Annotated in this window: 11 protein-coding genes and 2 tRNA genes; 10 read left to right on the top strand and 3 right to left on the bottom strand. The window is 70.4% G+C overall.

The genetic code is table 11. The annotated features are described in order from the left end of the window. Positions 1 to 61: 61 nt before the first annotated feature. The 7 genes from ACFPIH_RS40360 (at position 62) to ACFPIH_RS40330 (ending at position 7,124) form a co-directional block, all read left to right on the top strand. A complete protein-coding gene (locus ACFPIH_RS40360) occupies positions 62 to 769 on the top strand; it encodes a Crp/Fnr family transcriptional regulator (protein ID WP_381171307.1) in 708 nt (235 codons plus the stop codon). Positions 770 to 1,049: 280 nt separating this feature from the next. Continuing rightward, positions 1,050 to 1,610, top strand: coding sequence for a hypothetical protein (locus ACFPIH_RS40355; protein WP_381171306.1), 561 nt, complete (start codon positions 1,050 to 1,052; stop codon positions 1,608 to 1,610). Then, a complete protein-coding gene (locus tag ACFPIH_RS40350; protein WP_381171304.1) occupies positions 1,603 to 3,258 on the top strand; it encodes a hypothetical protein in 1,656 nt (551 codons plus the stop codon). Before ACFPIH_RS40355 ends, ACFPIH_RS40350 begins: the two co-directional genes overlap by 8 nt. After that, positions 3,249 to 3,854: a hypothetical protein gene (locus tag ACFPIH_RS40345; RefSeq protein ID WP_381171302.1), complete on the top strand. Its 606-nt coding sequence runs from the start codon at positions 3,249 to 3,251 to the stop codon at positions 3,852 to 3,854. The genes ACFPIH_RS40350 and ACFPIH_RS40345 overlap by 10 nt, the downstream gene beginning before the upstream one ends. 44 nt (positions 3,855 to 3,898) lie before the next feature. Then, complete coding sequence (locus ACFPIH_RS40340) at positions 3,899 to 4,948, top strand: SPFH domain-containing protein (protein WP_381171300.1); 1,050 nt, start codon at positions 3,899 to 3,901, stop codon at positions 4,946 to 4,948. Further along, positions 4,945 to 6,474: a DUF4407 domain-containing protein gene (locus ACFPIH_RS40335; RefSeq protein WP_381171298.1), complete on the top strand. Its 1,530-nt coding sequence runs from the start codon at positions 4,945 to 4,947 to the stop codon at positions 6,472 to 6,474. Before ACFPIH_RS40340 ends, ACFPIH_RS40335 begins: the two co-directional genes overlap by 4 nt. 125 nt (positions 6,475 to 6,599) lie before the next feature. Continuing rightward, the gene (locus tag ACFPIH_RS40330; RefSeq protein WP_381171296.1) at positions 6,600 to 7,124 is read left to right on the top strand and encodes a Pycsar system effector family protein; all 525 of its coding nucleotides are present in this window, start codon (positions 6,600 to 6,602) and stop codon (positions 7,122 to 7,124) included. Between the two features lie 7 nt (positions 7,125 to 7,131). Here the strand turns inward: ACFPIH_RS40330 and ACFPIH_RS40325 are convergent, their stop codons facing one another. Next, positions 7,132 to 7,752 (bottom strand): GOLPH3/VPS74 family protein, encoded by a 621-nt coding sequence (locus tag ACFPIH_RS40325; protein ID WP_381171294.1) that lies wholly within the window; start codon positions 7,750 to 7,752, stop codon positions 7,132 to 7,134. A gap of 890 nt (positions 7,753 to 8,642) precedes the next feature. On the opposite strand from ACFPIH_RS40325, the gene ACFPIH_RS40320 reads away from it, so the two are divergent. Then, on the top strand, positions 8,643 to 9,194 hold the full coding sequence (locus tag ACFPIH_RS40320) for a GNAT family N-acetyltransferase (protein ID WP_381171292.1): 552 nt from the start codon (positions 8,643 to 8,645) through the stop codon (positions 9,192 to 9,194). A 183-nt stretch (positions 9,195 to 9,377) separates the two neighbouring features. Here ACFPIH_RS40320 and ACFPIH_RS40315 read toward each other — a convergent pair. Beyond that, a tRNA-Arg gene (locus ACFPIH_RS40315) sits at positions 9,378 to 9,450 on the bottom strand. A 182-nt stretch (positions 9,451 to 9,632) separates the two neighbouring features. Next, positions 9,633 to 9,723 (bottom strand) — tRNA-Ser (locus ACFPIH_RS40310). A gap of 215 nt (positions 9,724 to 9,938) precedes the next feature. Here ACFPIH_RS40310 and ACFPIH_RS40305 point away from each other — a divergent pair. Together ACFPIH_RS40305 and ACFPIH_RS40300 are read left to right on the top strand one after the other, a co-directional pair. Next, positions 9,939 to 10,448, top strand: a complete 510-nt coding sequence (locus tag ACFPIH_RS40305; RefSeq protein ID WP_381171290.1) for an SSI family serine proteinase inhibitor — start codon at positions 9,939 to 9,941, stop codon at positions 10,446 to 10,448. 293 nt (positions 10,449 to 10,741) lie between these two features. Next, on the top strand, positions 10,742 to 13,947 hold a 3,206-nt coding region (locus ACFPIH_RS40300), incomplete at its 3' end, for a PAS domain-containing protein (protein ID WP_385878612.1).

The following is a 13,947-nucleotide window of genomic DNA, read 5'->3' as shown; positions in this document are numbered from 1 at the left end:
CGTCATCGCGTCACGTGAACGACGTCATTTCACTGCGGAGCAAGATCTTCGGGGGTCCTGGATGGGTGACGAGTGGCCTGCGTTCACTTTTCTCGGCAAGCTGCGCAAAGAGACTCGGGACGAGTTTCTCCGGCAGGGAATCAGGAAGAACTATTCACCGCATCAGCCGCTTCTGCAGCAGGGTGACTCGAGCCGGCACGTCTTACTGATCACCAGCGGTGTGGTCAAGGTGGCCGCCACCTCCGAGAGCGGATACGACGTACTGCTTGCCGTACGGATAGCGGGTGATCTCGTGGGGGAGATGGCGGCCTTCGAGGAGCTGCCCCGGTCCGGCACGGTGATGGCGTGCAGCGAGGTGAGCGCGCGGATCATTCAACTCCAGGTGCTCGAAAGCCTTCTCGGCCGTCACCCGGACGCGATGAGGGCCATCCTGCGCATGCTGTCGGCGCGACTCCGCTGGGCCAACCGCCGCCGGATCGACTACAAGGCGTACGACGCGCCCACTCGGTTCGCCCGTGTGCTGGCCGAGTTGAGCCAGGCGTACGCGCAGCCCGCGCCGGACGGTGACACGGACCGCTGCGTCCTGGGCGTCACGCTGACCCAGAGGGAACTCGCGTCACTGGCCGGCCTCGCCCTGCCCACGGCCGAAAAGTGCCTGGCCACCCTGACAGCGCAGGGACTGGTGCAATGCAGTTACCGCAACATCACCATCTGTGACGTTCCGAAGTTGCTCGAATTCGCCAAACTCGACAGTGAGATCCCGTACTGATACGGAATCGGATCCAGCCGACTCTCCTAGCCTCTGGGCAGCGCATTGCGAACAATGCCTGCGCAGAGAGGAAGATCCAGTGGTCGAGTGGTCTGGGTACCACCCCTGTACGTGTATAGCCGTGGACGCACAGTCCTACGGGAACAAGAACGATCGAAAGCAGTCAGAAACGCAACACGATTTGCCCAGGCTTCTTGACAGAGCGGCCAGGAGCGCCGGACTTGACCGCTCGGAATGGCAGATTCAGCCGAAGGGCGACGAACAACTCGCCGTCCTGCCCATGAGCGGTAACGAACCCAGGCTGGTCGACGACTACTTCCGGCACCTTGCGTCCGAACTGGGGCACTACAACGAACAGCGGACGCAGGCGGCCCGTATGCGACTGCGCGCCGCCGTGCACCACGGTCTCGTGGAACTGGCGGACAACGGATTCGCCGGAACCGCAGTCGTGGTCACCGCACGCCTGCTCAACTCCCGTCCGCTCTACGACGCGTTGGACGCGCACCCCCACGCCGACCTGGCGTTGATCCTGTCCGACGACGTCTTCCGCTCCGCCGTGGCCGGCGGCCACACCGCCCTGCGGCCGTCCGACTTCACCCAGGTCGCCGTCAAGGAGAAGGAGTACGAGTCCACCGCCTGGCTCACGGTGCCCACGCTCGGCCGCCCGCGCCCCGCGGCGGACGAACACCCGACGTCCGCCGACCGGCCGCACCACGCCCCCGCGGACACGAACGGAGGCATGCGGAACGACTACCGCGCGGACCGGATCAACGTCACCAACATGACCGGCCCGGTGGACGCGCGGAACGCCGTGTTCGGCTTCGGGAACACCGATGCCTGACCAGCCCGGCGACGGCGATCCGGGCCGGCCGAGCCCGGAAGACGGCCCCGGCATACCGCCGGTCCCACCGGTTCCGCCCGTCGGCCAGGACGGAGTTCCCGCTCCGGACGACACCGACGACGGCGCGGCGCAGGATCCCGAGCACGCCTCCCCCGACCAGGACGGCCACTCCCCGCCCGGTGAGAAGAACAGCGCGGAAGAGGCGGAAGAGAAGGAGAAGGAGGAGTACGGGAAGGGCTACGACGACCTTCGGCTGGTCCAACAGCGCGTCTACAACAACTTCTACGCCTCCGTGGACGCCTCCGGGGCGGCCTTCGGGTTCGGTGGGACGTCGTCGTCGAGGACCGGCCTCGCACCGGGAGTCGTCGAGCCCGAGACGGTGGACGAGGCGCTGCGCTGCTACGTCCGCCCGCAGCCCTGCTTCGACGAGGCGCTCGGCAAGCTCGCCGTCGGCTCCCTGGTCGTCCTGACCGGCCAGGACAACTGCGGTCGCGGCGCGGGCGCACTCGCGCTGCTCAGGGAGGTCGCCGGCGAGGGCGCCCCGCTGCGCAGCCTGTCTCCCGCGAACGCGCTGGCCGAACTGGCCACGACGACGGCCATCACGGCGGGCCAGGGGTACGTCATCCGTGACTACGTCGGCGAGACGAACGTCGCGGCGGTACAGGCGTACGAGATCGGGCGGCTGAGCGAGGAACTGCGCCGCAAGAACGCGTTCCTGGTCATCACCGCGGACCACACGACGTTGCGGCGGCTGGCGCTGAGCGATCACTGCGTCCAGTGGCACAGTCCGGACCCGTCGGAACTGTTCCACCGCTGCCGGGAGCAGCTGCCCCACGTCGACATCGATCCGGAGTCGGAGAAGGAACTGCTGGAGAGCGTCGCCGAACAGCGGCGCCCGGCCGATGTCGTGGCCGCGGCGGCGGCCCTCCTCCACAGCCCCCGGAAGGCCATCGAGACCCTCCGGGACGGCGACAGCAAGATCGTCCAGGACTGGTTCGCGGCCAAGCCGTCCGCGGAAGACCTGCTGCCGATGGCCGCCCTCGCCTTCCTGGAGGGCGTCCCGGAGCGGAACTTCGAGGATGCCTGCGCCAAGTTCTTCGCGCGCATGCGGACATGGGAACTGAACGGCGAGACAGCCGTCGCCGAGTCGGAGCCCGTCGCCACACTGCCGGAACCCGGTGCCGGCCTGGAACAGTCCCGCGCCCGCTGGAAGGAACGGGCGGTCGGACTCGTCCACGTGGAACGCCGCCCCGGTCCCGGCCAGGACGCCGCCCGCAGCGAACGCCGCCTCGTCTTCACCTCCCCGCGGATCCGCGACCTCGTCATCGGCGAACTGCACGGCCTGTACGGGTACAAGCTGTGGTATCCGCTGCGGCAGTGGCTGGGCGACCTCTCCCGCACCCCCGACCTGGACACCCGTACGGAGGTCGCGCGCGGCACGGCCGTACTCGCCCGGTACGCGCTGAACGAGGTCGAGGAGCACCTCCTGGGGGCCTGGGCCGAGGGGCTCATGAGCCAACGGGTCACCGCCGCGCTCACCCTGCAGTTCATGTGCGAGACCGATCACCTCGCCCCGCAGGCGCTGGGCATCGTCCTGGACTGGACAACAGGGGCCCCGGCCGTGCCGTCACCGCCGCCATGGCGCTGACCGGGAGACTCGGCTCGCTCTACCGGCTGGAGGCGCTCAACTGGTGCTGGTTCCTGACCGGACGCGGTGAGCGCATAGCGTTCGCCGCACGTCGCTCCCTGGTCCTGCTGCTGCAGACCGCCGAGCAGGAACCGGACCGCGCCCTGCTCACCCTGCGGTACGTGCGCACCCGCCTCGCCTCGACGACCACTCGCTCCAGGGAACGTGCCGACGCGCTGCGGACCGTCGTACAACTCCTCGAAGCCGAACGGCTGGAGCAGCCGGGGCTGAAGCAGCCCGGGCCCGTCGCCGCCGCGCTGCTGTGCCAGAACGCCGACAACGCCCGGCACCTGGGAGCCCTGTGGGCCGCCGTGCTGCTCAGCGGCTTCCGCCGCCGTGCGGTCCGCGCCCTGTGCCGCACCCTGGTGCATCTGCGTGAGGACCCCGACGCCACCGACGCCGTACGCCGGCTCGGCGAGGCGATGCGGGCCGAGACCGGCGCCCGGCAGTGGAACGCCCTGGCCCACGCGCTCTCCACCGCCCTGCAGGACCCCGACTTCGCGATCCCGGGCACCCGCCGGCTGGCCGTCGTACTGGTCGGAACACCGCGTTCTTGATTCTTTCGTCTGTTCTCGTTCTCTGTTCAAGGAGCCCGAAGCAAGTGAACTATCCAGTCATCGCCGAGCAGGTCCTGGACACCGTCCAGGGCAGTTGGTGGTCCCGGCGCCGGCGCCGCGACGACGTGCCGTCGCTGCCGCCCGGCGCGGTGTACGTCTTCAGGATCGGCGGCACCTACCGGGCCTTCCCCGAAGGCATGGTGTTCGACCCGTCCCACCCGGACGTGCTCGACGCCTCGTCCGTCAGCCTGGTGGACACCCGGGCCCGTCTGGTCGAGGTCGAGCGCACGCTTCCCTCGGTCAGCGAGGCGGACAACTTCACCGTCCGGGCCTCCTTCACCTGCCAGGTGACCGACCCGACGGTCATCGCCCGGCAGGGCACCGTCGATGTCGCCAGCCCCCTGCGCGCCTACCTGCTCGGGGACGCCGACCTGCCGATGGTGAGCGCCGGGCACCGGGTCGAGGAGATCAACGCGGTCCGGGCCGAGGTGTCCCGCCGTATGACCGCCTACAGCGCGGTCGTGCCGCCGCGGGTGGCCGGCATGAGCGTGGAGTTCGTGAGTGCCGAGGTGAGCACGGTCGAGAGCCTGCGCGCCTGGGAGGAGAAGGTGCGCGATGTACACCGCGACGGCCGGCTCAGCCAGTTCAAGATCGACCTGGAGACCCAGAACGCCGCCCGGATCGCCGAACTGCTGACCCAGGGGCCCACCCACGCCGACGCCCTCAGCATTGCGAGGGAGGAGATCGGCGTCACCGAGGCCGCGGCCCGCATCCACCGGACGTCCGAGGAGCAGGACGCCCGTCGGTACGCCGCCGCCTCCGCCGCCCAGACCCACGCGCAGGCGCAGGAGACGGCCGAGGCGCAGATGCGGCGGGACATGGCGCTCACCCTGCTGCGGGAGGTGAGCACCGGCGGCTTCGTCGACTACCAGCTCCTCGAACAGGTCCTGCTGGACACCGGCGCGCGCCGCAGTATCGGCCCCGGTACGGCGGCGGACACCCCGGCGGCGAAGTCGACGCCGCCCACGCCCCAGGCGTCGGCACCCCAGGACCGCCGCGAGGGCTTCGTCCAGAGCGAGGACGACCTGCTTTGACCGACCACCATGCCCGCCCCGCCGATTCACCCGACCACGGCGACCGCCCCGCCGACTCGCCCAACTACCGCGACCGCTCCACCGATACGCCCGACCACGGCGACCGCGCCGCCGATACGCCCGACTACCGCGACCGCTCCACCGATACGCCCGACCACAGCGACCGCCCCACCGACACCCGCCCGTGGGTACGACGGGCCGCCGACACCCGCCCTTCGGTGCGGTGGCCCGCCGGGACCCGCCCGCCGATGCGGCGGCCCGTCGAAATCGCCGCCCGGTTGCGCGCCCTGAGCGGGGTCAGCGAGGCGCTCCTGGACCGGACCCCGCACGAGCGCGGCAAGTACACCGCGCTCGGGGGAGTGGTCTTCGGCACCTCCGTCATCGCCGCGTTCTCCATGTGGAACTTCGCCACGGAGGCGCTCGGCAGGGCATCCTTCCTGGCGGTGATCCCCACGGTCATCTGGATGCTGTTCATCCTCAACCTCGACCGTCTGCTGGTCACCCCGCAGCCGAACGCACGGCGCCAGACCGGGCCCCTGGTCATGCGTCTGCTGATCGCCCTGATGCTCGGCGTCGTGATCGCCGAACCCCTGGTTCTGCGGATCTTCGCGACGGCCGTGGAGGAGCACGTCGCCGAAGAACGCATCGGTGACATCGACCGGCTCAGGTCGAACCTGGTCCGCTGCAACCCCGTTCCGGACACCACCACGACCACCTCGCCCAAGGGCTGCGCCACCGACTACGTACTGTCCCTCAGCGCGACGTCGGGCCAACAGGCCGATGCGCTGGCCACGTTGCGATCGGACGCGGCGGAACTCCAGAAGCGGGTGGACCGGGACACGACGCGACTGGAGGCGCTCGACGCGGAGGTGCGCGACGAGTGCCGGCAGCTGATCCGCGACGCCGGCACCGGCCTGTACCAGCGGACGTCCGAGTGCCTGCGGCTGCGTACGAAGGCGAAGGAGTACCGCGCCACCCACGACACCGAACAGAACGAGACCCGGCTGGACGGCATGAACAGCCGCATCCAGAGCATCGGCGGCCGGCTGACCTCGGCGCGCACCGACTTCTCCAAGGCCCGTGAGGCCGCCGTCGAGCGGCGGATCGCCGACGAACGCGCCAAGCAGAAGGAGATCGGCGTCCTGGAGCGCATCCGGGCACTGGACGAGCTCGCCGGCGGCAACACGGTGGTCCTCGTGGGCATCTGGATGATCCGGCTGCTCTTCGTCCTGCTCGACATGCTTCCCGTGATGGTGAAGTTCCTCGGCCGCGAGAACTCCTACGAGCAGATGCTCACCATCCACAGCAACAGCGCGGTCCGGATCTACGGCGAGCAGGTCCGCCTCGACGAACGGCGGGCCCTGGCCGAGTTCGAGATCGCCCAGGACTCCATCGAGCAGGAGATCCGCCGAAACCGCGCGGAGTCGGAGGCGGCCCTGCGTGAGCACACGGCCGCGATGAACATCCGTGTCCGGCAGGCGGTGAACGCGCTGGAGGAGGAACTCCGCCACGGTTCCAGCGTCTGACAAGCGCCTGACGGTCGCCTCGGTCGCCCTGCTGTGGGACCGGGGCGACCGCCCCTGCAAAAGGTCGAAGCTCGAAGCTCGAAGGTCGAAGGTCGAAGGTCGAAGGTCGAGGGGGAGAAGGAAGCATGGCTGCTACCGGCGAGGGTGGGACCGGTCCCGGACCCGTTCGTGACACGCAGATCGCCCGCACCCTGTTGGCCGAGGCACGTGAGGAGCTGCTGAAGGCCGACAACAAGGCCGGCTTTCTCCTGGCGACCCTGGGTGCGATGCTCACCGCGCTGCTCGGCGCGATGTGCGGTGGCGTCGTCGAGCCTCGTCGTTACACCGCGGTCTCCCAGATCCTCCTCTGGGCCGGCTGCGTCACCTGCCTGGTGGCCCTCGTCCTGCTCGGGCTGGCCATGACGCCCCGCCTCGGCCGGCCGCACAGCTCCCGCGCGCACTACTTCGGCGACGTGAGCGCCATGGCCTGCGTCCCCTGTCTGGAGGAGGCCGTACGCCGTACCGACCCCCTGGGCCGCGACCTCGACCAGCTGACGTTCCTGTCCCACACGGCCTGGATCAAGTACCGCTGTATCCGCCACGCGCTGGCCTGGAGCGGGGCCTTCGCCCTGCTGACCGCACTGGGCATCCTGACGGGCTCCTGGACTTAGCCCTCTCTCACAGGCCCCGCCAGACATTGTCGAAGGCCGCGTCTTCGATGCCGCGCCGCTGACGTACGGCGGCCAGTTCCGTCACCGCGTCGCCGACGACGGCCAGTACGGTGCCCACCGCGTCGTCGGTGAAGCCCTCGGGGCTCTCGGCCTGCTTGCCGTCGATCCCGACGGCGGCTGCCAGGCCGACGAGGACGGGCTCTCGCGATGTCCAACGCTCGACCGCGTGCTGCCGGTCCGGTGAGTCGGCCATCTCCGTCCGGCCGGAGCTGAGGAAATTCCAGCGGTGACGTCGGTGGGCGAGCTTTCCCTCCTCCTCCAGGACGGTGAGATACCTCGCGAGCAGGCCGCGGCCCCGGCGCCAGAGCCAGTCCTCGACGGACTCGTGCGGCGCCACCCGGATGAGGGACGACACCGCCTCGTCCAGCAGTCGGTCATCCATGGTGCGCGGCATTCCCGGGACGATCCGGTCGCCGTCCAGGTCGACGGCCTCGGCATCGACGAGATCGAGCAGTTCGGCTCCCGCGAGCGCCAACGAGAGGTCGCCCTGCCCGACGGTGCCGCCGGAGGTGAGGTCGATGGCGAGGTCGATCGCGACGATCAACAGGTCCCGTGGTGTGGTGGTCATAGCGGACTCCACGTCAGACGGATCGGTGGTGAGTGCGGCATACGGCTCGTCGTACCGGTCATACCTGCCGTATAGGTCGTATCGGTCGGACCGACGACGACCCCCGGGCGAGACCGAGACTACTGCCGCCGCCCCTCCCCGACCGCGATGACCACCCCTCATTACATCTTGCCGTGAGCGATATGGGCCGATCACAGCGGCGACTTGGCCACGGCCGACGACATCGACACCGACCGGGCGGCGGTCACGACACAACCCCGTTCGACCGCGAGGCGGCCAGAGCCACGAATCCTGCCCGCGTGGGGCGGCCCATGAGCCCTGCGGGTCCGCCCGGTCAGACGTGCCTGCTCAGCCCTTCGCTGCTGCACGCCCTGAAACACCGAAGGCCCGGAGCGCTCCGGGCCTTCGGCCTGACTGTGCTCGGGCCATCCGGGCCGGATGAACTGATCCGCCGCGCTACGGGAGGCAGAGGCCTGCGTACCCCGGGGCTGTCGCCTACTCCGGAGTCCGGGGAGATCTCACCGACGTGCTGCGCCGAATCCGCGCGGCCGACATCGCAGCCTGGGGCCCGCACGATGGCGAGGGGTGGGACATGCCTCATGCGGCAGGCACCGCTCGAAGCCCCGGGACTCCGGATCAACAGGGATCGGCCGGACCCGCCGCTCACGAATCGAATCGAATCGAATCGAATCGAATCGAATCGGATCGGATCGAGGAGCCTGCCCTGTGTCCCACGGCTGGATCCAGGATCTATCAGCGCTGCTCGACCGCCCCGGAGAACCCGATGAGCGTGGCAACCGCGCGGGCCCGCTACGGCACCGTCCTCGCCCTCAGCCTCGGTGGGCGGAAACCCAGGTGGCCGCGGCGTACCACCTGAGTAAGGTTGAACAATGCCCGAGCTGAAGCGGCTGCATGTCGGCCATGCCCCGGCGGTCTTGGCCTTCGAGTTGGCGAATCGCGGCTACTTCGCCGCCTCGATCTCCGACCGCGGCGACGACTACTTCACCCAGTTCACCGACAGGTACAACGCCTTGCTGGCTGAGCAGGAGGCGGGCATCTGCGCCTTCTACGTGCTCGTAGCCGAGGACAACTCGGTACTCGGCAGGTTCAACCTGGTCGACATCGAGGACCACACCGCGGAACTCGGCTACCGGGTCGCGCAGCACGTGGCCGGCCGAGGCGTGGCGACCGCGACCGTCCGGGAAGTGTGCCAACTGGCGGCGGCCCAGCACAGGCTGCGCACATTGCGAGCGGCGACGTCCCGCCAGAATGTCGCGTCCACAAGGGTGCTGACCAAAGCGGGGTTCGTCCCCGTCGGCCCCGCCGATCCTGCCCACATCGGCGGTAAGACAGGCACCTGGTACCAGCGCGACCTGGTGCTCCAGCCACACAGCGCGATGTTGCCTGGGGACCGGCTGCGGGAAGACCGCGGCGACCACTGATCATCGGTGCGCGAAGACCAACCATGGGCCGGATAGCGGGCCGGTCCGCGCTCACCCACGCTTGAGTACTGCGGCGCGCTGGGCGACGACTGTTGGAGCGACGACACCCCGTCGCTGCACTTCGCTGCTGTACGCCCCCGGAACGCCAGAAGCCCCGGATCTCTCCGGGGCCTTTGACCTGTGTGCACTCGGCAGGATTCGAACCTGCAACCTTCTGATCCGTAGTCAGATGCTCTATCCGTTAAGCTACGAGTGCTTGTTATTTGGTTTTTGTTGCCTTCGGTTCTGGCCCTACGGGGCCGGTCCCGGCGACAGGAAGAACATTACATGACTGCCGTCGACATGTGAAATCCGTTTGCCGTAGCCCTTGTGACCTGCGGAAACGTATGGAAACGGCGAAGCCCCGGGCCTTGACGGACCGGGGCTTCGGTGATCGCGCGGAGGCGGAGGGATTTGAACCCTCGATGGGCTTTAAAACCCAAACCGCATTAGCAGTGCGGCGCCATAGACCGGACTAGGCGACGCCTCCAGCACAACCCCTCGCGTGTGCGAGTGGCGCGTGCAGATGATGACACAGTCGAGCGTCGTGTCACCAATCGGTTCCCACCGTACTAGGCAGTCGGGGCGCAGGGCAAAGCCCTTCTCCGGGGGCTTCTCCGGGGGCTTGTCCTGGGGCTTGTCCTGGGGCTTGTCCTGGGGTGGCGCGGGGCGGAACGTCGATCGTGGTCGCGCGTTAGTCCGGGCATGTCGCAGGTCATCCCGTCCCGAGTCCGGCGGGGGCTCGGTGCCGCCGCAGTCGCCGTCTCCGTCTCCGTCTCCGTCGTCGGCCTCTGGGCCGCGCTTCCCGCCCACGCCCTCGCCGGGGTGGCGCTCGCTCCGCCGCCCGTCCGGGAGGAGGACCGGGTCGAGGGTGGTGATCACCTCACGGCCACGGATCACCTCACCGTCACCCTCCTGGACGCCGGCGATCGGCGGGACGGGACGTTCGAGGTGTACTGCCATCCGGAGGGCGGGAGTCATCCGGATGTGGCCGGGGCCTGTCTGGCCCTGGACCGGAGGACCCGGTGGGGGACCGATGTCTTCGCGCCGGCGGCGAGTGGGGGCATGTGCACCATGCAGTACGGCGGTCCGGCCACCGCGCATGTCACCGGGCGCTGGGCCGGGCGGCCCGTCGACACGACGTACGACCGTCGGGACGGATGTGCGATCGAGCGCTGGGACGCGCTCGTGCCCCTGCTGCCGAAGCTCGGCTGAAGGGTCGGTGAAGGGTCTGGGGCGGGTGACCCGGTTCCGGTCGGGAACGGGAGGCCCGGGTGCCGTCCCTGGAGCACAGGCTTCTCATGGTCCAAACATCCGTGACGTAAAACTCCCGCGAAGGTCATGCGTACGGTCACACGTTCTGTGTCACTTCGTCGTGCGAGCTCCCTCTCATCCGTCGCCTCCGACGGGACCCCAGCCCTTAGACTCCCTCGCGTGACACGCTGCGGACCGGTTGGCAATATGGCCCGAGCGGTCGGCAAGGTGCGGTAACAGGGAGGAAGCGACTCGTGAGCAGCAGGCCATCCCGAGGCGCTGCTCGCCTCGCAGCCATACTCGACGCGCTCCCCGATGCGTTGGTGCTGGTCAACGCCAACGGGACCGTCGTCAACGCGAACACGATCGCGCTCGAGGCGTTCGAGACTCCGGGTACGGCTCTGGTGGGGCGGGGGCTTCTCGATCTACTGCCGCAGTTCGACTCCAAGCTGATCCCGGGGTCCATGCGGCGGCCCGATCACATGGATCCGCGCGGACGGACCAAGCCGACGCGGATGGTCGCGCGGCGAACGGACGGTTCGGAATTCCCCGTCGAGGTGACCAGCGCGAATCTCGAGAACGGGCAGCAGGCCTACGACGGGTACGGCTACGCCGCCGACGAGCTGCTGATGCTCGTCGTACGCGATCTGTCCGGGACGGTGGACACCGAGGCCGAGCTGGCGCGCTCGCAGCGGCAGACCGAGATGATTCTGCGGGCCGCGTCCGAGGGGGTCGTCGGGACCGACACCGACGGGCGGATCGTGCTCGTCAACCCGGCCGCCGCCCAGATTCTGGGGTACCGGGCGAGTGATCTCGGGGGCAAGGAGCTGCACACCCTCGTCGTCCACTCGCGCGCCGACGGCTCGCCCTTCCCGTACGACGAGTCGCCGCTCGCCGACACCCTGCGCTCCGGGCGCAAGCACCGGGTGCGGGGGCAGGTGTTGTGGTCGAAGGGTGGAGAGAAGGTCTCCGTCGATCTGACCACCGCTCCGGTGCGCGACGGCGACCAGCTCGTCGGTGCCGTGATGACCTTCACGGACCGGCGGCCGTACGACGACCTGGCCGAGGAGAAGGAAGCCCTCGAGAAGCGGCAGGCGGACGAGTTGGAGCGGCTCTCCGAGGAGCACGCCTCCGACCTCACCGCGCTGCGCCAGAAGCACGTCGCCGAACTGGAGGAAGTGCGCGAGGAGCAGGAGGAGGAGGTCGCGGCCGCGGAGGAGCGCTACGCGGCGCTCGGGGAGCGGGAGAAGGACCGCTACGACGCCCTCGCCGGGCGGTACGACCAGCTGCTCACCCTTCTCGCGACCTCCCTGCGCGGGCCCCTCGACGAGCTGCGCCGCGAGCTGGCCGCCCTCGCCGCCGACGACGCCGGGCAGCTGTGGCCCGAGGCCAACCAGGTTCTTCATCATCTTTCGGCCGGTTATTCGCGGATCACGACTCTGATCGACAACGTCCTCGGGTACCAGCGGCTCGACGCCGGCGGGGGCGGCGGCGAGGGCATCGTCCGGACGAAGGTGATGCTGGACGCCGTCGTCGCGGCCGGTGTCGACGGGGCCGTCGAACTCATCGGGCCCGGACGGGTGCAGTTCGCCGTGCACGCGCCGCCCATCGAGGCCGAGGTCGACGCCCGGCTCCTCGCGACCGCGCTCGCCCATCTCGTCGCCGACGTCGCGGGCGTCGACGCCACCGGCAACGCGCCCGTCTCGGCGGGCGGTTACATGGACAACACCGTGGTCGTCGCGGCTGCCCAGCGGGGGGAAGTCGTACGGATCGAGGTGCGGGGGCCGTACGCCGGGGGAGACCCGGTGCACGAGCCGATCGTGCGGGGGATCGTGCGGGCGCACGGAGGCGTGCTGCAGACGCACGAAGTGCCGGGCATGAGTGGGAGTGCGTACGTCCTCGAAGTGCCCCTGGGGGGTGGGGCGGGGGCGGTCGCACCGCCGGGACCTGCCGCGCTGCCCGCGGTTGTGGACACCGGCATGAACGCCGGCATGAACACCGGCATGGACTCCGGCCCGGGCGGTGCCGAGTCCGGCGACCAGGGGTCCGGGCGGCGACGGGCGCGACGGGTCTCCGTGGACGCCTTCCTGGAGGAGGTTCCCGGAATCGCCGCCGAGGGCGGGGAGGCGGAGGGCGCCGTTCCCACGGGGCGGCGGCGCCGACGCGGTCCGGCCGCCGACGAGGCGCTTGGTGAGGTGCCCGAGGACGGCGGCGGAGAGGTTGCCGCCGGTTCGGGTTCGGTTCCGGGTTCGGCTTCCGGTTCCGGTTCCGGTTCGGGTGGTACCGGGCGGCGGCGTGGGCGTCCCGCCGAGATCGCCGGTGCCGACGGGGGTGTCTCCGAGGGGGCCGTCGTGACCGCCGCCGAACACGCGGCGGGAACCGCTGCCGTGGGGACGGGGCTGGGTGGCACCGTTCCGCCGCAGGGCGTACCCGCGCCCGCCGCAGGACGACGGGCCCGGCGCGGCGACGACACCCCGCCGAACGCCCTGCCGCCGGCGCTGCCCGCGGTCGCCGCGGCGCCTGCCGACGCAGAGAACACCGAGGATGCCGACGAGCCGAGCGGACGCCGTCGGCGTGCCCTCGCCGCCGCGACGGAACGCGCCGCCGCGCAGGAGTCCGCCCCGCGCGCGGTGTTCGCCCTTCCGCCGGCCGAGGCGGACCGGACGACCGCCGAGGTGGCTGATGTAGCCAACGTGGCGGGCGTGGCGGGCGTGGCCGATGTTCCCAACGGTGCGGGTGCGGGTGCGTCGGGCGAGGGGGGACCGGGTGCGCCCGGTACCCCCGGGATGCCGGGCGGTCCCGGGATGCCCGGTATCCCCGGTGCCCCCGCTATGCCCGGTGTTCCCAACGCCCCCGGCGTGCCCGGTGCCCCCGGGCAGGCGGCGCGAGGCGTGGCTCCGGCCGCTCCGGTTCCGCCGAGCGGGCTGGTTCCGCCAGCCGTTCCGGGGGCGATTCCGGGTGCCATTCCGGTTCCGGTTCCGGTTCCGGTTCCGGGGCAGTCTCCCGTTCCGGGGCAGATTCCCGCGCAGGCCCAGACGCCCGCTCAGGCGCCCGCCCAGTTGCCCGCGCAGACCCCTGCCCAGACCCCTGCCCAGGGCCCCTCCGACGAGGCCCGGGTCGACCACGGTCGGCCCGACGCCGTCGCGCCCGACCAGGCCGACGACCACACCCCGCCCCAGCCGCACCCCACCAACGCGCCCACCGGACGCCGCCGACGCGCCATGGGCCAGCCCTCGGAGACCCCCGCACAGGCGCAGGCACAGGGCGCCATCGCACACCCGATGCCCGCCCCCGCCCCCGGACAGCCCCTCCCGCCCCAGCAGCACCAGGCACAGCCCCACCAGGGCCAGCCCCTCCCCGCCGAAGCCGTACCGAGCGCGCCAAGCGCGCCGACTGCCCCCGCCGCCTCCGCCCCCGGCACCGGCACCCCCCCTCCCCCCGAAGCCGCCGCCCCCCAACC

Source organism: Streptomyces vulcanius (genome assembly GCF_042653945.1).
Lineage (GTDB): Bacteria > Actinomycetota > Actinomycetes > Streptomycetales > Streptomycetaceae > Streptomyces > Streptomyces mangrovi.
The sequence above is the reverse complement of the archived record's forward strand: the minus strand, read 5'-3'. Positions and strand labels throughout refer to the sequence as shown.